19 protein-coding genes and 1 tRNA gene are annotated in these 18347 nt (G+C 67.6%); 7 read left to right on the top strand and 13 right to left on the bottom strand.

Going from position 1 to position 18347, the window contains the following annotated elements; translation table 11 throughout:
- Positions 1-690: a response regulator transcription factor gene (locus AC069H_RS37760; RefSeq protein WP_038516335.1), complete on the bottom strand. Its 690-nt coding sequence runs from the start codon at positions 688-690 to the stop codon at positions 1-3.
- Positions 691-1086: 396 nt separating this feature from the next.
- On the opposite strand from AC069H_RS37760, the gene AC069H_RS37765 reads away from it, so the two are divergent.
- The 5 genes from AC069H_RS37765 to AC069H_RS37785 all read left to right on the top strand — a co-directional run bounded on the left by AC069H_RS37765 (position 1087) and on the right by AC069H_RS37785 (position 4975).
- Positions 1087-1815 (top strand): amino acid ABC transporter ATP-binding protein, encoded by a 729-nt coding sequence (locus AC069H_RS37765; protein WP_378436610.1) that lies wholly within the window; start codon positions 1087-1089, stop codon positions 1813-1815.
- A gap of 79 nt (positions 1816-1894) precedes the next feature.
- Complete coding sequence (locus tag AC069H_RS37770; protein WP_478235515.1) at positions 1895-2728, top strand: glutamate ABC transporter substrate-binding protein; 834 nt, start codon at positions 1895-1897, stop codon at positions 2726-2728.
- An 84-nt stretch (positions 2729-2812) separates the two neighbouring features.
- A complete protein-coding gene (locus AC069H_RS37775; protein ID WP_340683330.1) occupies positions 2813-3508 on the top strand; it encodes an amino acid ABC transporter permease in 696 nt (231 codons plus the stop codon).
- On the top strand, positions 3505-4410 hold the full coding sequence (locus AC069H_RS37780; protein ID WP_478235516.1) for an amino acid ABC transporter permease: 906 nt from the start codon (positions 3505-3507) through the stop codon (positions 4408-4410). Before AC069H_RS37775 ends, AC069H_RS37780 begins: the two co-directional genes overlap by 4 nt.
- A 121-nt stretch (positions 4411-4531) precedes the next feature.
- On the top strand, positions 4532-4975 hold the full coding sequence (locus tag AC069H_RS37785; RefSeq protein ID WP_478235517.1) for a class I SAM-dependent methyltransferase: 444 nt from the start codon (positions 4532-4534) through the stop codon (positions 4973-4975).
- 147 nt (positions 4976-5122) lie between these two features.
- On the opposite strand, the gene AC069H_RS37790 is transcribed toward AC069H_RS37785, so the two are convergent.
- The 5 genes from AC069H_RS37790 to AC069H_RS37810 all read right to left on the bottom strand — a co-directional run bounded on the left by AC069H_RS37790 (position 5123) and on the right by AC069H_RS37810 (position 9343).
- Positions 5123-5194, bottom strand: a tRNA-Glu gene (locus AC069H_RS37790).
- 317 nt (positions 5195-5511) lie between these two features.
- Positions 5512-6264, bottom strand: a complete 753-nt coding sequence (locus tag AC069H_RS37795) for a succinate dehydrogenase/fumarate reductase iron-sulfur subunit (protein WP_005164720.1) — start codon at positions 6262-6264, stop codon at positions 5512-5514.
- Positions 6261-8177, bottom strand: a complete 1917-nt coding sequence (locus tag AC069H_RS37800; RefSeq protein ID WP_478235518.1) for a fumarate reductase/succinate dehydrogenase flavoprotein subunit — start codon at positions 8175-8177, stop codon at positions 6261-6263. The genes AC069H_RS37795 and AC069H_RS37800 overlap by 4 nt, the downstream gene beginning before the upstream one ends.
- A 51-nt stretch (positions 8178-8228) precedes the next feature.
- Complete coding sequence (locus AC069H_RS37805) at positions 8229-9059, bottom strand: hypothetical protein (RefSeq protein ID WP_478228738.1); 831 nt, start codon at positions 9057-9059, stop codon at positions 8229-8231.
- On the bottom strand, positions 9056-9343 hold the full coding sequence (locus tag AC069H_RS37810; RefSeq protein WP_016332714.1) for a hypothetical protein: 288 nt from the start codon (positions 9341-9343) through the stop codon (positions 9056-9058). Before AC069H_RS37810 ends, AC069H_RS37805 begins: the two co-directional genes overlap by 4 nt.
- Before the next feature lie 264 nt (positions 9344-9607).
- On the opposite strand from AC069H_RS37810, the gene edd reads away from it, so the two are divergent.
- Entirely contained in the window at positions 9608-11497 is a 1890-nt protein-coding gene (gene edd, locus AC069H_RS37815) for a phosphogluconate dehydratase (protein ID WP_478235519.1), read from the top strand.
- Entirely contained in the window at positions 11494-12114 is a 621-nt protein-coding gene (eda, locus tag AC069H_RS37820) for a bifunctional 4-hydroxy-2-oxoglutarate aldolase/2-dehydro-3-deoxy-phosphogluconate aldolase (RefSeq protein ID WP_478235520.1), read from the top strand. The genes edd and eda overlap by 4 nt, the downstream gene beginning before the upstream one ends.
- Positions 12115-12160: 46 nt before the next feature.
- Here the strand turns inward: eda and AC069H_RS37825 are convergent, their stop codons facing one another.
- The 7 genes from AC069H_RS37825 to AC069H_RS37855 all read right to left on the bottom strand — a co-directional run bounded on the left by AC069H_RS37825 (position 12161) and on the right by AC069H_RS37855 (position 18209).
- Positions 12161-12598, bottom strand: a complete 438-nt coding sequence (locus AC069H_RS37825) for an N-acetyltransferase family protein (protein ID WP_478235521.1) — start codon at positions 12596-12598, stop codon at positions 12161-12163.
- Between the two features lie 177 nt (positions 12599-12775).
- Positions 12776-13216, bottom strand: a complete 441-nt coding sequence (locus tag AC069H_RS37830; RefSeq protein WP_478235522.1) for an iron chaperone — start codon at positions 13214-13216, stop codon at positions 12776-12778.
- Between the two features lie 50 nt (positions 13217-13266).
- Positions 13267-13890: a glyoxalase gene (locus tag AC069H_RS37835; protein WP_478235523.1), complete on the bottom strand. Its 624-nt coding sequence runs from the start codon at positions 13888-13890 to the stop codon at positions 13267-13269.
- 266 nt (positions 13891-14156) lie between these two features.
- Entirely contained in the window at positions 14157-14684 is a 528-nt protein-coding gene (locus AC069H_RS37840; protein WP_340688761.1) for a regulatory protein RecX, read from the bottom strand.
- 78 nt (positions 14685-14762) lie between these two features.
- Positions 14763-15803, bottom strand: coding sequence for a recombinase RecA (recA, locus tag AC069H_RS37845; protein WP_005164741.1), 1041 nt, complete (start codon positions 15801-15803; stop codon positions 14763-14765).
- A 205-nt stretch (positions 15804-16008) separates the two neighbouring features.
- Positions 16009-16203 (bottom strand): DUF3046 domain-containing protein, encoded by a 195-nt coding sequence (locus AC069H_RS37850; RefSeq protein WP_126734939.1) that lies wholly within the window; start codon positions 16201-16203, stop codon positions 16009-16011.
- A 95-nt stretch (positions 16204-16298) separates the two neighbouring features.
- The gene (locus AC069H_RS37855; RefSeq protein ID WP_478235524.1) at positions 16299-18209 is read right to left on the bottom strand and encodes an Hsp70 family protein; all 1911 of its coding nucleotides are present in this window, start codon (positions 18207-18209) and stop codon (positions 16299-16301) included.
- Positions 18210-18347: the final 138 nt, after the last annotated feature.

Below are 18347 nucleotides of genomic sequence, written 5' to 3' on the forward strand. Positions count from 1 at the left end.
TCAGCCCTCTTCGGCCGGACCGTAGGCGCCGCCGAGGCGGTACCCGACGCCGCGGACGGTCTCGATCAGCGCTGGCCTGCCCAGTTTGGTCCGCAGGGTGGCGACGTGGACGTCGAGCGACCGGCTCTCCGCGGGGCCGCGGTGACCCCAGACCTCGTTCAGCACGTGATCACGGGCGCAGACCGCGCCGCGGGCGGTGACCACCAGCGCGAGCACCTGGAATTCCTTGCGGGACAACGAAACCGGCTGCCCATCGACCTGGACCTCATGGCGCCCGATATCGACCGAGACATCACCCGCGCGGATGACGCCCGCTGGTTCGGGCGCGGCAGGCCGTTCCCCGCGGCGACGGCGCACGGCCTCGACACGGGCGACCAGTTCGTCGACGTCGTAGGGCTTGACCAGATAGTCGTCGGCGCCGGACCGGAGCCCCTGGATCCGGTCGTCGACCTCGCCCCGCGCCGAAACGACGATCACCGCGACGTCGCTGACCGCGCGGATCCGGCGGCACAGGACGATCCCGTCGATGTCGGGGAGCCCGAGGTCGAGCAGCACCACGTCGACCTCGTGCACCAGATCGAGCACCCCGGCACCGGAGGCGAGGCGTTTGATCGTCAGGCCGCGCCGGGTCAGCGCGGGCGTCAAGGCACCCGCGACCCGGTCGTCGTCCTCCACCAGCAGTACCCGCACCCGTGTTTCCCTTTCACGCCGTCACCGCCACCGCGACGACTTGAAGAACGACTCTATGGGGTGAGTCACCTCTCGCGCTGCCCGTACCGCTGGGCCGGATGGCCCTGTGAGCGACCCGCTGCACGCGGTAATGGTCACGATGCGTCACAGATCTGCTGTGACCCCGGTTACGGGAGACCCCCGCCTTGTCTAGGCTGATCAGCGCCGGACGGAGGTGGACCGGGGCCGTCCGGTGGCTTGAGAACGATACGGACTTGAAACCCTAAGTATTGGTCAAGCCGTCTTTACAAGCGGTCCGACGGGAGTAGGTTTCCGCCATCGCGTGGTGCCTGACCCCGCAGTCCCCTGCAAACGAACGCTCCTGGAGGCCAGATGACCGCGGAGGTGGCGGCGCCGATGATCAAGGCGGCCGCCGTGAACAAGTACTTCGGCGACCTGCACGTGCTCAAGGAGATCAACCTCGAGGTGCCGCGCGGGCAGGTCGTGGTCGTGCTCGGGCCGTCCGGGTCTGGCAAGTCGACGCTGTGCCGGGCGATCAACCGGCTGGAACCCATCAACTCCGGTGAGATCGCGGTGGACGGCGTTCCGCTGCCCGCCGAAGGGAAGGCGCTGGCCGCGCTGCGCGCCGACGTCGGCATGGTGTTCCAGTCGTTCAACCTGTTCGCGCACAAGACGATCCTCGAGAACGTCATGCTCGCGCCGATGAAGGTCCGCAAGGTCAACACGGCCGAGGCCCGCAAGACCGCGATGGACCTGCTCGAACGCGTCGGCATCGCCAACCAGGCCGACAAGTACCCGGCGCAGCTTTCCGGCGGGCAGCAGCAGCGTGTGGCGATCGCCCGCGCGCTGGCCATGCGCCCCAAGGTGATGCTGTTCGACGAGCCGACCTCGGCGCTGGACCCCGAGATGGTCCAGGAGGTCCTCGACGTGATGACCACGCTCGCCAAGGACGGGATGACGATGCTCGTCGTCACCCACGAGATGGGCTTCGCGCGGCGCGCGGCGAACCGGGTGGTGTTCATGTCCGACGGCGAGATCGTCGAGGACTCCACCCCGGACGAGTTCTTCACCAAGCCGAAGACGGATCGCGCCAAGGACTTCCTCGGCAAGATCCTCACCCACTGAGGACTTCCCCGCCGGCCGGTATGGCCGGACAAGATTCGGAAGGAAACTGAGAACAATGCGGTTGAACCGAGTTCTGCGAATGAGCGCGGCCGTCGTGGCGGCCGGTCTCGCCCTCTCCGCCTGTGGCGGCGGCGGGTCGGACGCCGGCAGCGGCTCCAGCGGCGCCAAGAACGTGGTGGCGAAGGCCAAGAACGACAAGAAGCTGACCATCGGCATCAAGTTCGACCAGCCCGGTCTCGGCCAGAAGCAGGCCGACGGCACGTACGCCGGCTTCGACGTCGACGTGGCGAAGTACATCGCCAAGGAGCTCGGCGTCGAAGAGTCGGCGATCACCTGGAAGGAAGCGCAGTCCGCGCAGCGTGAGGACCTGATCAAGAAGGGCGAGGTCGACTTCATCGTCGCCACCTACTCGATCACCGACAAGCGCAAGAACGAGGTCTCCTTCGCGGGCCCGTACTTCATCGCCCACCAGGACCTGCTGGTCCGCGCCGACTCCACCGACATCACCGGCCCGGAGTCGCTGACCGGCAACAAGAAGCTCTGCTCGGTCAAGGGTTCGACCCCGGCGCAGAACGTCAAGGAGAAGTACGCCAAGGAAGTTCAGCTCGAAGAGCGCGGCAAGTACACCGACTGCGTCACCTCGCTGCTGAACAAGACCGTCGACGCGATGACCACCGACGACGTCATCCTGGGTGGCTACGCCGCGCAGCAGCCCGGCAAGCTGAAGCTGGTCGGCAAGGGCTTCACCGACGAGAAGTACGGCGTCGGCCTGAAGAAGGACGACGCCGAGAGCATCACCGCGATCAACAACGCGATCAAGAAGATGCAGCAGGACGGCGCGTGGAAGGCCGCTCTGGAGAAGAACGTCGGCCCGTCGGGCTACAAGATCCCCGAGCCCCCGGCCATCTCCTGACCCCCGGCTCGCTGAGCCGCTGAACTGAAGGAATCGAACGGTGCGCCGTGTACCGCGGCGCACCGTTCCCATACCGAGGCTGGGTTGAGCACCTTGTTCGATTTCCTCGACAATCCCAATTACGACTTGCTCGGCGCCTTCTGGATGACGATCAAGCTCACCTTCTTCTCCGCGATCGGTTCCCTGATCTGGGGCACCATCCTGGTGGGGATGCGGGTGAGCCCCGTTCCGATCATGCGGGCGTTCGGCACCGCCTACGTCAACATCTTCCGGAACACCCCGCTGACGGTGATCATCGTCTTCACATCGCTGGGACTGTCCTCCACCCTGGGACTCAACCTGGCCTCGTCGGAGTCCACGACATCGTTGGAGGACAACGCCTTCCGGCTCGCGATCCTCGGCTTCGTCGCCTACACCGCCACATTCGTCTGTGAATCGCTGCGGTCCGGTATCAACACCGTCCCGGTCGGCCAGGCGGAAGCGGCCCGCGCGCTGGGGCTCGGCTTCGTCCAGGTGCTGACCCTGATCGTGCTGCCACAGGCGTTCCGGTCGGTGATCGCGCCGCTGGCGAACGTCATGATCGCGCTGCTGAAGAACACCACGGTCGCGTCGATCATCGGTGTCGCCGAGGCGTCACTGCTGATGTCGGACATGGTCGAGAACGAGTCCGACTCGCTGTTGCTGGTCTTCCTGCTCTTCGCCGCCGGGTTCGTCGTCCTGGTCCTCCCCCTCGGCCTGCTGCTGGGCTGGGTCGCCAAGAAGGTCGAGGTCAAGCGATGAGCGCGCAGACCGTCCTCTATGACATTCCCGGGCCGAAGGCGCGGGCACGGAACTGGCTCTACTCGGGTCTTTTCGTGCTCGTCGTGGCACTGGTCGCGTATCTCGTCTACGCGGGTTTCGATGAGAAGAACCAATGGGCCGGCGCGCTGTGGGAGCCCTTCCTCAAGGGCTCGACCTGGACCGAATTCGTCCTGCCAGGTCTGCTCAACACCCTGAAGGCCGCGGCGCTGTCGATCGTGATCGCGCTGCCGATCGGTGCGCTGCTGGGCATCGGCCGACTGTCGGACCACAAGTGGATCCGGGTGCCGGTCGGCGCGGTCGTCGAGTTCTTCCGGGCGATCCCGGTGCTGCTGCTGATGGTCTTCGCCGCGGCGTTCTACGCGTTCTACACCGACATCGACGCCGAGATCCGCCCGCTGTTCGCGGCGGTGACCGGCCTGGTGCTCTACAACGGTTCGGTCATGGCCGAGGTGTTCCGTGCGGGCATCCTTTCGCTGCCCAAGGGCCAAGGTGAGGCCGCGTCCGCGCTGGGCATGCGCAAGACCCAGATCATGATGACCGTCCTGCTGCCGCAGGCGGTCACCCTGATGCTGCCCGCGCTGGTGAGCCAGCTGGTGGTCATCCTCAAGGACACGGCGCTGGCCGGTCAGCTGACCATCGGCTTCAACGAGCTGATCCGGAGTACCGGGCCGCTCACCGGCCTCTACGGCAACACGATCCCGACGCTGATCGTCGTCGCGATCATCTTCATCGTGCTGAACCTGCTCCTGAGCTGGTTCGCGTCGTGGCTGGAGAACAAGCTGGCGCGGCGGAAGAAGGCCCCCAAGGGGGCCAAGCCGGTGCACTCCGCACCGTCCAGCGTGGTCATGCAGCGCGATGACGCGAGCGGTGGGGCACTGTAGCTCCGTAAGTACACGAAGGCCCCCTTCCTTGCGTCCAGGTGCAGGAAGGGGGCCTTCCTGTTTTCGGGATAGGCCTCTTGGTCCTGTCGGGACGGTGACCCCGTCGGCTAACGTCGGCCGTATGGCGGACCAGGCCGCGACGCTGCTCGAAGCGCTGCCGGACCTGGCGGGCAGGGCGGTCCTGGTCGTCGGGTGCGGTGATGGCCGCTATCCCCGCTTGTTCCGAGGAAAGGGCGCGCGCCGTGTGGTCGGCGTCGACGCGGATAAGGCGCTGATCGCGGCAGCCCAACGCGAAGAGGAACGCGACCCCGTCGGGATCTCGTACGAGGTTCACCAGCTCGCCCGGCTGCCGGTGATGGGAGCCTTCGACGTCGTCCTGGCCTTCCTGGACTCCCCCGCCCATCTCGGTCGCGTCGCCGCGAGCCTGGTGACGGGCGGGCTGCTCATGGCCGTCGCCACGAACGGCATCGGCCTGGAGGAAGCGTTGCGGGACAACGGTTTCCAAGACATCGTCCTGCGCCGCCACGAAAGCGGCGACGTGCACAGCGCCCGCAAGGTGGGCTGAGTCGCGCACCCTGGTGTCGAGCCAGGCTGGCCGGGGCTATGAATCCCGGCCGGTCGCCGGACCGTGCGCGTCTGGCGGTATGGGACACACGGACCCCACACCGCCGCACCGGTACGACGGAACAGGTTTCCCCGCCGTGCCGGGGCGTAGCGCGTGTGGGAGTCGAACCCACGTCACCGGGGTGAAAACCCGGTATCCCTTCCGCTGGACCAACGCGCCTTGGCCTGGAACACAGTCCGGCGCGCACCGCGCACCGGACTGCTTCGTTCCAGAAATCAGGGTCACCGAAAGAAAAAGCCGCCCGGTTCGGTTTCCCGAAGGGCGGCTCCACGTATGCGACGTCGTGCTAGGACGACGGCGGGGAGCCACGTTTTTCTTCCATGCCAAGGAAAGGACAGGCCATGCGGTACTGCGTCATGTGTCCTCCCTTGGTGGTGTGCGGGTAAGTGTGCGTCAGGTATGAGGGCGGCGGCAACCGATTTAGCTCGTGAGTGGTAAGGACGGTTAGAACCGTCCTTACCACTCACGAGAGGCGACTACTTGTCCCGCCGGAACAGTTTGTTCCCCAGCCACACGATGGGGTCGTACTTCCGGTCCGCGACGCGTTCCTTCATCGGGATGAGCGCGTTGTCGGTGATGTGGATGCCCTCCGGGCACACGTCCGAGCAGCACTTGGTGATGTTGCAGTACCCGAGCCCATGCTCCTCCTGCGCCTCGTCACGCCGGTCGGCGACGTCGAGAGGATGCATTTCGAGTTCGGCGATCCGCATCAGGTACCGGGGCCCGGCGAAGGCCTCCTTGTTCTCCTCGTGGTCACGCACCACGTGGCAGGTGTTCTGGCACAGGAAGCACTCGATGCACTTGCGGAACTCCTGCGAGCGCTCGACGTCCACCTGCTGCATCCGGTACTCCCCCGGCTTCAGCTCCGGAGGCGGCGTGAACGACGGGATCTCGCGGGCCTTGGTGTAGTTGAACGACACGTCGGTCACCAGGTCGCGGATCACCGGGAACGTCCGCATCGGGGTCACGGTGATGACCTCGTCCTCGGTGAAGGTCGACATCCGGGTCATGCACAGCAACCGCGGCTTGCCGTTGATCTCCGCCGAGCACGAACCGCATTTGCCCGCCTTGCAGTTCCACCGCACCGCCAGATCCGAGGCCTGGGTGGCCTGCAACCGGTGGATGATGTCGAGGACGACCTCGCCCTCGTTGACCTCGACGCTGTAGTCCTGCAGCTCACCCGAATCGGCGTCACCGCGCCAGACCCGGAAACTCGCCTTGTAGCTCATGCCGGACTCCCGGGGTGCGAAGCCAGTTCTTCGTCGGTGTAGTACTTCCCCAGCTCGGACAGTTCGAACAGCTCCAGCAGGTCCTGCCGCAGCGGGGTCTGCGCCTTGACCTCGACGCCGATGTCCGGCACCACCGGGTTGTCGCCCGGCGTGGCCGAGCAGACCAGGAGTTTGTTGCGCCACTGGGCATCCATGCCCGGATGATCGTCCCGCGTGTGTCCGCCCCGGCTCTCGGTCCTGGTGAGCGCGGCCCTGGCGACGCATTCGCTGACCATCAGCATGTTCCGCAGGTCGACGGCGAGATGCCAGCCGGGGTTGAACTGCCGGTGCCCTTCGACGGTGACCCGCTTGATCCGCTCGCGCAGCTCCCCGAGCTTCTCCAGCGCCCGCTCGATCTCCTCCGCCTTGCGGATGATGCCGACCAGGTCGTTCATCGACTGCTGCAGTTCGGTGTGCAGGCTGTACGGATTCTCTTCGACGCCGTCACCCGGCGGGTCGAACGGCGCGAGCGCCATCGCCGCGGCAGCGTCCACATCGGACTGACTGACCTTGGGACGGTCCTTCAGCTCCGACACGTAGGACGCGGCGCCGAGGCCCGCACGACGACCGAAGACCAGCAGATCCGAAAGCGAGTTGCCGCCGAGCCGGTTCGAGCCGTGCATCCCGCCCGAGCACTCACCGGCGGCGAACAGTCCGGGCACGCTCGACGACGCGGTGTCCGGGTCGACCTCGATCCCGCCCATCACGTAGTGACAGGTGGGGCCGACCTCCATCGGTTCCTTCGTGATGTCGACGTCGGCGAGTTCCTTGAACTGGTGGTACATCGACGGCAGCCGTTTGCGGATCTCCTCCGCGGGCAGCCTGCTGGCGATGTCGAGGAAGACCCCGCCGTGCGGCGATCCCCGGCCCGCCTTGACCTCGGAGTTGATCGCCCGCGCCACCTCGTCACGCGGGAGCAGATCCGGGGTGCGGCGGTTCTTCTCCTGGTCGGTGTACCAGCGGTCGGCTTCCTCCTCGCTGTCCGCGTACTGCCCCTTGAACACATCAGGGACGTACTCGAACATGAACCGCTTGTCCTCGGTGTTCTTGAGAACCCCTCCGTCACCGCGAACACCTTCGGTGACCAGGATCCCCTTCACACTCGGCGGCCAGACCATGCCGGTCGGGTGGAACTGGACGAACTCCATGTTGATGAGCGTCGCCCCGGCCCGCAGCGCCAGCGCGTGCCCGTCACCGGTGTACTCCCACGAGTTCGAGGTGACCTTGAACGATTTCCCGATGCCGCCGGTGGCCAGCACCACCGCCGGCGCCTCGAACAGGATGAACCGGCCGCTCTCGCGCCAATACCCGAAGGCACCCGAGATCCGGCCGTCGTCGGTCAGCAGTTCGGTGATCGTGCATTCGGCGAAGACCTTGATCCTCGCCTCGTAGTCACCGGTCTCCTTGAAGTCCTCTTGTTGCAGCGAAACGATTTTCTGCTGCATCGTGCGGATCAGTTCGAGCCCGGTGCGGTCGCCGACGTGCGCCAGCCGCGGGTACGTGTGCCCGCCGAAGTTGCGCTGGCTGATCCGGCCGTCGGCGGTACGGTCGAACAGCGCGCCGTAGGTCTCCAGTTCCCAGACCCGGTCCGGCGCCTCCTTGGCGTGGAGTTCGGCCATCCGCCAGTTGTTGAGGAACTTCCCGCCGCGCATGGTGTCGCGGAAGTGCACCTGCCAGTTGTCGTTCGAGTTCGCGTTGCCCATCGACGCCGCGCAGCCGCCTTCGGCCATCACCGTATGCGCCTTGCCGAAGAGCGATTTGCACACCACCGCGACACTGAAGCCGCGTTCGCGGGCTTCGATGACCGCGCGGAGACCGGCACCGCCGGCACCGATCACCACCACGTCGTAGTTGAGCCGTTCGACCTCGGTCATGAAAAGAGCCACCTCAAAGCTTGTCGCCGGGGACGGGAGATTCCCGCGCCGCTAGTTGATGAACCGCAGATCCGAAATGGCGCCGCTGGCCACGAGCATCACGTAGAGGTCGGTCAGCACGAGCGTGCCGAGCGTCGTCCACGCCAGTGCCATGTGCCGGGTGTTGAGCTTCGTGATCTGCGTCCAGATCCAGTAGCGGACCGGATGTTTCGAGAAGTGCTTGAGCCTGCCGCCGGTCACGTGACGGCACGAGTGGCACGACAACGTGTAGGCCCACAACAGGATCACGTTGCCGGTCAGCACGATGTTGCCGAGCCCGAAACCGAATCCGCCGGTCTTGCCGTGGAACGCGGTGATCGCGTCGTAGGTGTTGATCAGCGAGACGACCACGGCCACGTAGAAGAAGTAGCGGTGGGCGTTCTGGATGATCAGCGGCAGCCGCGTCTCACCGGTGTACTTCGCGTGCGGTTCGGCGACCGCGCAGGCGGGCGGTGAGAACCAGACGGCCCGGTAGTAGGCCTTGCGGTAGTAGTAGCAGGTCAGCCGGAAGCCCAGCAGGAACGGCAGGACGAGGAAGCCGAGCGGGATGAAGCCCGGCAGTTCGCCGATCCAGGCCCCGAAATGCCGGGAGCCTTCGACGCAGGATTCCGAGACGCAGGGCGAATAGAACGGCGTCAGGTAGTGGTACTCGGGCACCCAGTACGCGGTGCGCGCGAAGGACCTGATCGTCGCGTAGATGATGAAGGCGGAGAGGCCGAGGACGGTCAGCAGCGGGGACAGCCACCACCGGTCGGTGCGCAGCGTTTTTTCGGCGATCCGGGCCCGCGACGGTGCGCGGACCCCCGTACCCCGTCCGGCCTCGTTGCCGGCGGGGGCGCTCACCGCTGGTCGCGCTTGTAGCCGCCGACGCCTTCGTCATCGGCGCCTTGCCAGAGCGCCGGGTCGTAGGGCGTATCGGGAACCTGGACACGATCGGCGGCCTTCGCCTGCGCGGGCACCGCGTTCGGGGTCGTGTCGAGGTCGGTCGCGTCGATGTCGAGCCGCTCGACGTCGTTCGCCAGGCGTCGTACCGCCGAAGCGTCGCCGTATCGGGATCGCAGCGCGCCGACGCACTGCCTCAACTGACCGATGGCTCGCCGAAGCTCGGCGATCTCTGTGGTGGACATCGGTACCTCCCGATGGTCGGTTCGGTTGGCCGCTTGAGCCTTCGAAGGCCGGCGACTCCTCGCCGTCTCGACTCTGCCGCGCGTTGTGCAATGTGACAAGTAGCACAGTGGAACCTAGTGACGTGACGGAGGTCACGCGAGTCGATCTTCTGTATCGATTTTGATTCGGGCTTTCCCCCGAGGTACTGTGGCCACTGTCACGACCCAGCGACGTCAGCGTTGCCGTCCCGCGGACCACCACGACCAGTGATCCGGAGCCGGACAATGAGTACCGCCCCGAACGTCCACCCCATCATCGCCGAAGTCACCGAACGCATCGCCGCCCGCAGCGCCGAAACCCGCGCCGCGTACCTCGAGCGCGTCGCCGCCTCCCACGAAGAAGGGCCGGTGCGGCGCGGTCTCGACTGCAGCAACCTCGCCCACGGCTTCGCCGCGATGGAAGGTGTCGACAAAGCGGCACTGCGCGCCGTGCGAGCGCCGGGCGTCGCGATCGTCTCGTCCTACAACGACATGCTTTCGGCGCACCAGCCGATGCAGGAGTACCCCGCGATGCTCAAGGGCTCGGTCCGCCAGGCGGGCGGGGTGGCGCAGTTCGCCGGTGGCGTGCCCGCGATGTGCGACGGCGTCACCCAGGGTCGCCCGGGGATGGAGCTGTCGCTGTTCAGCCGCGAGGTGATCGCGATGTCGACCGCGATCGCGCTGTCCCACGACATGTTCGACGCGGCGCTGCTGCTCGGCGTCTGCGACAAGATCGTGCCCGGCCTGCTGATCGGGGCGCTGTCGTTCGGGCATCTCCCGGCGATCCTGGTGCCCGCCGGGCCGATGAACTCCGGCCTGCCGAACAAGGAGAAGGCGCGCGTGCGCCAGCTCTACGCCGAGGGCAAGGCGACGCGCGAAGACCTGCTGGACGCCGAAGCGGCTTCGTACCACTCGGCGGGCACGTGCACCTTCTACGGCACCGCCAACTCGAACCAGATGGTCGTCGAGGTGATGGGCCTGCACCTTCCGGGCGCCAGCTTCGTGCAGCCGAACTCGACGCTACGCAAGGCGCTCACCGAAGAGGCCGGGCGGCGCGTCGTAAAGCTTTCGCGAGGCGAGGAGTACACGCCGGTCTCGCGCGTGATCGACGAGAAGGCCGTCGTCAACGGTGTCATCGCGCTGCTCGCCACGGGTGGCTCGACCAACCACACGATGCACCTCGTCGCGATCGCAGCCGCCGCGGGCATCCAGCTGACCTGGGACGACTTCTCCGACCTGTCTGCGGTGATCCCCCTGCTGGCCCGCGTGTACCCGAACGGCAGCGCCGACATCAACCACTTCCACGCCGCCGGCGGCATCCAGTTCCTGGTCGGCACCCTGCTCAGCGCGGGCCTGCTGCACGAGGACGTCCAGACCGTCGCCGGACCGGGCCTGCACCGCTACCGGCAAGAGCCGATCCTCTCCGAGGGCGAACTGGTCTGGCGTGACGTCCCGACGCGCAGCCTCGACGAGGACGTCCTGCGTCCCGTGTGGCGGCCGTTCGCCTCCGACGGCGGGCTTCGCATGGTCGCGGGCAACCTCGGCCGCGCGGTGATCAAGGTGTCGGCGGTGGCGCAGGAGCACCGGATCGTCCAGGCCCCGGCGCGGGTGTTCACCGACCAGAAGTCCTTCAAGACCGCTTTCGAGGCCGGCGAGCTGGACCGCGACGTCGTCGTGGTCATCCGGCAGCAGGGCCCGCAGGCCAACGGGATGCCGGAGTTGCACGGCCTCACCCCGGCGCTGGGAGTGCTGATGGACCGCGGGCACCAGGTGGCGTTGCTCACCGACGGCCGGATGTCGGGTGCGTCCGGCAAGATCCCGGCGGCGATCCAGGTGACCCCGGAAGCCGCCGCGGGAGGCCCGATCGCGCGGATCGCCGACGGCGACGTCATCCGTCTCGACGCCAAGGCGGGGACGCTCGACGTCCTCGTGGGTGACGAAGAACTCGCCCGCCGTGAACTGGTGGACTACCCGCCTTCGGAGGCATCCTGGACCGGCACCGGCCGGGAGCTGTTCGCGGCGCTGCGCCGCGCGGTCGGCCCCGCCGATCAGGGCGCGAGCGTCTTCGGACCGCTCACGCCGGAACACTTCGGCGCCCCGGCGCACACGTTGACCCCTGTGGAGGTAACCCAGTGACCACCGGCGCAGACCTGCTCGGCCTGTCCCCTGTGATGCCCGTCGTCGTGCTCGACGACGCCGCCGACGCCGTGCCCACCGCGCGGGCCCTGCTCGCGGGCGGGATCGGCGTGATCGAGCTGACCCTGCGCACCCCGGCGGCACTCGCCTCCATCGAGCGGATCGCCGCCGAGGTCCCGGAGATCGTCATCGGCGCCGGGACGGTCACCGCGCCCGAGCACGCGAAGCAGGCGGCCGCCGCCGGCGCGAAGTTCCTGGTGACCCCGGGCTGCACGGACGCCGTGCTGGACGCCGCGTTCGAGACCGGGCTCCCGTTCCTGCCGGGCGCGAGCACGGTGTCCGAAGCGATGCGGCTGGCCGAACGCGGGCTTACCGCGTTGAAGTTCTTCCCCGCCGAGGCCAGCGGCGGCGTGGCGTACCTGAAGTCGATCGGCGGGCCGCTGCCCGGGCTGAAGTTCTGCCCGACCGGTGGGATCACCGTGAAGACCGCGCCGGACTATCTCGCACTGTCCAATGTGGGCTGCATCGGTGGTTCGTGGCTGACGCCGAAGGACGCCTTGGCGGCCAAGGACTTCGGGAAGATCGAAGCTTTCGCGGCGGAGGCTTCGAAGCTCTGATCCGTGTTGTGAGGGCCACTCGCGCGCCGGGTGGCCCTCACTGTTTTCAGAGCGGGAGCTGGTACTGGATGAAGCCCCGGTTCACCGCGACCTGGTCGTACAGGCGGCGCGCGGTGGCGTTGGATTCCTTGGTGTGCCAGTAAACCCTGTCGCAATCGCGGTCGCGCGCCCAGTCCGCGACGGCCTCGATCAACGCCCGCGCGACCCCCTTGCCCCGGGCTTGCGGCGCCGTGAACAGATCTTGCAGGTAACAGGCGTCGGTGAGCGCGGAAGTACTGGGGTGCACCAGGAAATGCGTGATCCCGACGAGCTCGCCGCCCAGGTGGGCACCGAGCGCGTGCATCCGCTCCCCGGTCCGGAATTCTCGCCAGGCCCGGTCGTAGACCTCTTGGGGCGCGACACGTTCGTAGAAGGCGATGTACGCGCGGAACAGGCGTTCCCAGGCTTCGCGGTCTTCGGATTTCAACGGCTCGATGGTGATCATGTGGTCCTCCCAGTGATCACCCGAGCCTAGGGTTTCGCCGCAGTCTCGCGTGTGGCCACTCACGCGGTAAAACGAGCTGCCACTCGCGTTGTGGGGTGGCCTGGCGAGAGGACGTTGCGAAACTGGCTTTCGCAACAACCTCCCGCGAGCTCGCCGCCGGGCATCGCCTGCGGTCGCTCAGCTGACGGCTTGCTTCACCAGCGTGGCGATGCGCTGTTCCACCTCGGGGGTGACGCCGGTCAGCGCGAAGGCCGTCGCCCACATCGCGCCGTCGTCCAGCTGAGCGGCCTCGTTGAAACCGAGCGTCGCGTACCGCGTCTTGAACTTGGCCGCCGCCTGGAAGAAACAGACGATCTTGCCGTCCAGCGCGTAGGCGGGCTGGCCATACCAGAGTTTCGGCGCGAGCATCGGGGCGTTCGCCTTCACGACGGTGTGGACCAGCTCGGCCAGCGCCCGGTCCTCATCGGACATCTCGGCGATCTTCGCGACCACGTCCTGCTCGGCCGCCGCCGCTTTGTCGGCGGCCGAACCGCGGCGCGCCGCCTTCTTCATGTCCTGGGCGTGTTCCTTCATCGCGGCCTTCTCTTCGGCCGTGAATCCTTCGTACGTGGTGGTCATTGCGGTTTCTCCTTGGTAAGCGGCGAGCGGGGGCATCCGGTAGTGGCACATCAGGACTGGGCGGCGAGAGCCGAGGTCTCCCAGACGAACCCGTCGAGGTCGGTGAACGGGGCGGTACCGCAGATCGCGATGCGGTGCGAGCCGTTGCCCTCCGGGGACACGCCGGCGTCCTTGGCCAGGGCCTTGCGCTTGTACAGCGCCAGCTTCACGGGGCTCGAGCCGGATTCGAACTCGACGTACACGCGGCCGAAGCTCTTCCCCACGGTGAGGCCGTGCTCGACGTAGAACTTCTTGCTCGCGGCCACGTCGGCGACGCCCAGCAGCAACACGATGGCGTCGAATTCGCGGGCCGCCGGTCCGGTGTTCTTCTTCGCCGAGGTGGCGATCTTCCAGATCGCGCCGTCCGGGGCCCGCACGGTTCCGCCGTAACCCCACATCGACTTCGCGGCGGGCTTGATCACGGTCGCCCCGGCGGCGACGGCGGCGTCGATGAGCGCGTCGGCGTTGGCGGGCTGGGAAACCGTGAGGGAGAGGGTGTAGCCGCGGAAGCCGGTGGACGGCTCCTGCGAAGCCCGCAGACGCAGCTCGGGGCCGAGCCCGAAGGCGGTGGTGTAGAAGCGTTCGGCGGCCTCGGTGTCGGCCACTTCGAGGGTGATGGCGTCGATGAAGTTCATGCCGGTAACGCTATTTCGCGGCGGGCTTCCGGTGCTTCTTGATTCCTGATCGGTCGTATCGACGCTGGTCAGAGCCTTGGTTCGGGGAGCCGTCTCGGGCGTCTGGGTCCGTGAAGGCCTCCTTACCTACCCTCAAGGTAGTGAAGGAGGCCCTCACTACCTCCGTGGCCGAACCAGTGCCCCTTCATGTACTTCGCCTGAACGCACAACACCGGCCGGCGGGCAATCGGGCCCGCACGGCCGGTGAGCGGCTCAGATGACGGAGGTCAGTCGAGGGTGGCGTCGTCCAGCAGCGCCGACTCGGCGCCGAACTCGCGGAGTTCGTCGCGGATCACGGTGTAGGCCAGCCCCTGGGGATAGCCCTTGCGGGCGAGGAAGCCCAGCAGGCGGCGGATCGCCGTCTGCTCGTCGACGTTGCCCAAGGAGCGCATGCGCTTCCGTACCAGCTCTCGGGCGCGCTGCTCCTCTGCCTCTCGGTCCACCTCTTCGGCGGCCTGGACGGCGATATCCCCATCGATTCCTTTGCGTTTGAGTTCGGCTACGAGGGCGTTCCGTGCCAGGCCCATGTTGGCATGACGGGAACGTACCCACATCTCGGCGAACTCGGCGTCGTTGATGAGCCCTGCCTTGTCCAGCTTACCGAGCAGGGTCTCCGTCGTCTCCTCGTCGAAGCCCTTGCGCTTGAGGGCCTGACGCAGTTCCTCCGTGGAACGCGGGCGCGCGGCCAGGAGATCGAAGCAGATCTCCTTGGCCTTCTTCCTCCGCTCGTCCGGCGGCAGCTCCGCCGGATCCACTTTGGGCGCACGCATTCAGCCATCACTCCAGTCGAAACGATCGATCGGCGACTTCACCCCAGGCGGGGCTGAACGAACTCAGAAGTCGACCGGCGCGGGGGCGGCTTCGGCGTCGACAGCGGCACCGATGCCGAGCTTCTCCTTGATGCGCTTCTCGATCTCGTTGGCGATGTCCGGGTTGTCCAGCAGGAACTTCCGGGCGTTCTCCTTGCCCTGGCCCAGCTGGTCGCCCTCGTAGGTGTACCAGGCGCCGGACTTGCGCAGGATGCCCTGGTCGACGCCCATGTCGATCAACGAACCCTCGCGGGAGACGCCCTTGCCGTAAAGGATGTCGAACTCGGCCTGCTTGAAGGGCGGCGCGACCTTGTTCTTGACGACCTTGACGCGGGTGCGGTTGCCGACGGGCTCGCCGCCGTCCTTCAGCGTCTCGATACGGCGGACGTCCAGGCGGACCGACGCGTAGAACTTCAGCGCCTTACCACCGGTCGTGGTCTCCGGGGAGCCGAACATGACGCCGATCTTCTCGCGCAGCTGGTTGATGAAGATCGCGGTGGTGCCGGAGTTGTTCATCGCACCGGTCATCTTCCGCAGCGCCTGGCTCATCAGCCGGGCCTGCAGGCCGACGTGGTTGTCGCCCATCTCGCCCTCGATCTCGGCGCGCGGCACGAGCGCGGCGACCGAGTCGATGACCAGGATGTCGAGCGCGCCGGAGCGGATCAGCATGTCCGCGATCTCGAGCGCCTGCTCACCGGTGTCCGGCTGGGAGACCAGCAGCGCGTCGGTGTCGACGCCGAGCTTCTTGGCGTACTCCGGGTCCAGCGCGTGCTCCGCGTCGATGAACGCGGCGATGCCGCCGTTCTTCTGCGCGTTGGCGACCGCGTGCAGCGCGACGGTGGTCTTACCGGAGGACTCCGGACCGTAGATCTCGATGACCCGGCCGCGGGGAAGGCCACCGATCCCGAGCGCGACGTCGAGTGCGATGGCGCCGGTGGGAATGACCTCGATCGGCGCGCGGCCCTCTTCGCCGAGGCGCATGACCGAGCCCTTGCCGTACTGCTTGTCGATCTGGGCGAGGGCCAGTTCGAGCGCCTTGTCCTTGTCGGGTGCTGCTGGTGCCATGGGTCCACCTCGTTGGTTGAGCCGGGTAGGGCTTGTTCAGTTCTGAGCTGTCGGGTCCGACGCTACGGGCGACCACCGACAATTCCAGGCCTCGCGCCCAAGCTGTGGATCGCTGACCCCGTTGTGGACAACACCCTAGACGAACGTGTGTTCGAGGCCGCGACCGACACGCCGTCGCGCTGGGGTTCTTGTCCTTTCGCCGAGGTCAGCGCCGCTCAGGCGGGATCTCGAAGGCTTCGCAGACCGCCCGCCAGACGTCCTTGGCAGAGGTTCCCGCGTCGAGGGCCTGTTCGACGGTCCGGCCCCCGAGTTCGCCGAAGACGTGATCCCTGGCGAGGGTTTCCGCACGTCCGGGACCGAATTCGTCGGCCATCAGCCGCCGGAAGACCGTGATACGCATCAGGTGAAGTCTAGCCCCGCCTCGGGCGGAAACGCGTGAAGGCCCCCTTCCCTCGGCTGAGCCGAGGGAAGGGGGCCTTCACGCGCGAACAGCGGCTATTCGCCCGGCTGGACGCTCTTTTCGAAGTAGTCGGCGAGCTCGCCAGGCGTCGGGTTCTGGCCTTCGGCCGGGACCTGGTAGATGAAGCCGACCAGCGGCCGGTCGGTCACGGTGAACACCAGCACGGCGGCGTTCCGCCCGGCGGCCGAGGAGTACTGGCCTTCCAGGGCGTTGCCCGCCCACTTGGCCTCGGTGCGGTCTCCACCGGCCGATTTGAGCAGCCCGTCGGTGTAGGCCTTGAGCTTGTCCGCGGAGTCGCTCTGCAGGTAGGTCACCTGGGTCCCGGCACGGCCGGGGGCGGAGCAGGTCGACGTCACGCCGAGATCCTCCGCCGGTTTCGCCGGCCCGTTGCCCATCCCGGGTTTGCAGTCGCCGGTGTCGGCGATCTTCCCGGCGAGCTGGCGCAGGCAGCCGGTGAGGCCCTTGTCGTCGGCCGCGCCGGGCACCTTGCATTCGTCTGCCGTGTACGTCGTCACCGACGAGGACGTCAGGAAGTACGTGAGCCCGGCGGCGAGCAGCACGACGACGGCCACGATGGCGCCGATGACGAGCGGCTTCTTCTTGCGCGCGGGCGCCTTGTCACCGGAGGTCTGGCCGGCCAGCGAGTACGTCGGGAAATTCGTCGGCGCTGGCTGCTGCACCTGCTGCGGACCGCTGTTCGGGTAACCCGACTGGGGGAAACCGCCGGACTGGCCGGGGCCGCCGCCCGTATACCCCGGGATCGACGCGACCTGCTGCGGCGGCGCGTACGGGCCCGAAACACCGGGCCCGACCTGATGCTGGCCGGTTCCCGCGGCGACCTGCCCTTCGACGCCCTGCGTGCGCGAGCTGATGCCGTCGGAAGCGACGTGCTGGGCGCCGAGCGCGACCGCGGTCTCGGGCTGGTCCAGGCTGCCCGGCACGACGCCGAGCTTCTCCGCGATCAGGCTGCCGACCAGCGGGAGACGGCTCGAACCGCCGACGAGGTAGATACCGGCGAGCCGGTCCGGGGTCATCCCGGCCGAGCGGACCACCCGGGACATCAGCTCGACACTGCGCAGCATCGACGGCCGCACCAGCGCTTCGAGTTCCCCTCGCGTGACGAGGACGTCCTCGAACGGCTCCGGCATCGGGACCTCGGTCTGCGGGTGCCGCGAAAGGGCTTCCTTCGCCGCCTTCACGTCCTCCTGCAGCGCGCGCCGCGTACGACGGTCCGGAGTGGACTCGGGCCGCAGGACCCGCTGCCAGCGCTGGGGATCCTTGTGCGAGACCTCGCGGCCGACGTGCACCAGCAGCGCCTGGTCGACGTCGAGGCCACCGAGGTCGGGAAGGCCGTCTTCGGCGACGACGGTGAAGCCGCCGTTCGGGGTCGCGCCGACGATCGCGACGTCGAAGGTGCCGGCGCCGAGGTCGTACACGGCGAGCGCCTGACCGGGAGCGAGCGTCTTGCCGGGGAACGACGCGAAGTGCGCGGCCGCGGCGACCGGCTCGGGGACGAGCACCAGGTTGCCGCCCATCCCGGCGAGCCGGGCGGCGGACAGCAGCACGTTGCGGCGGGTCGGGCCCCACTGCGCGGGGTGGGTGAGCCGGACCTCGTCGGGCAGGTCCCCGCCGAGCTGGCGGGTGGTCTCGTCGAGGACGCGGCGCAGGATCGCGGCCAGCACCTCGCTGACCGGGATGACGTCGGTGCCCAGCAGGAGCGTCTGCTCGTCGATGCGGCGTTTGGGGTTGGGCTCGAAGCGGGTCGGGTCGAGGCGGGCGCGGCGCTCGGCGTCCCGGCCGACCATGATCGTGCCGTCCTCGGTGGCGAACACCGCGGACGGCATGTTGGCCGAACCGTCGACTTCGACCACGCGCGGGGGCCTCCCGTGCGCCGAAAGGACGGCCACGGTGTTGGACGTCCCGAGGTCCACCGACAGGATCCGCACAGCTCATACCCCTTCACAGACGAACGGCGACCGCCCCAGTACCGATCCGGCCGCGCTGGCGGTGATGCTCCCATGAGCGAGGTCACCGCACGTGCGGAACCCGCCGAACTCGTCCCCGACCGGGTGCCTCGTCACAGC

It is taken from the genome of Amycolatopsis sp. NPDC043887 (assembly GCF_056435665.1).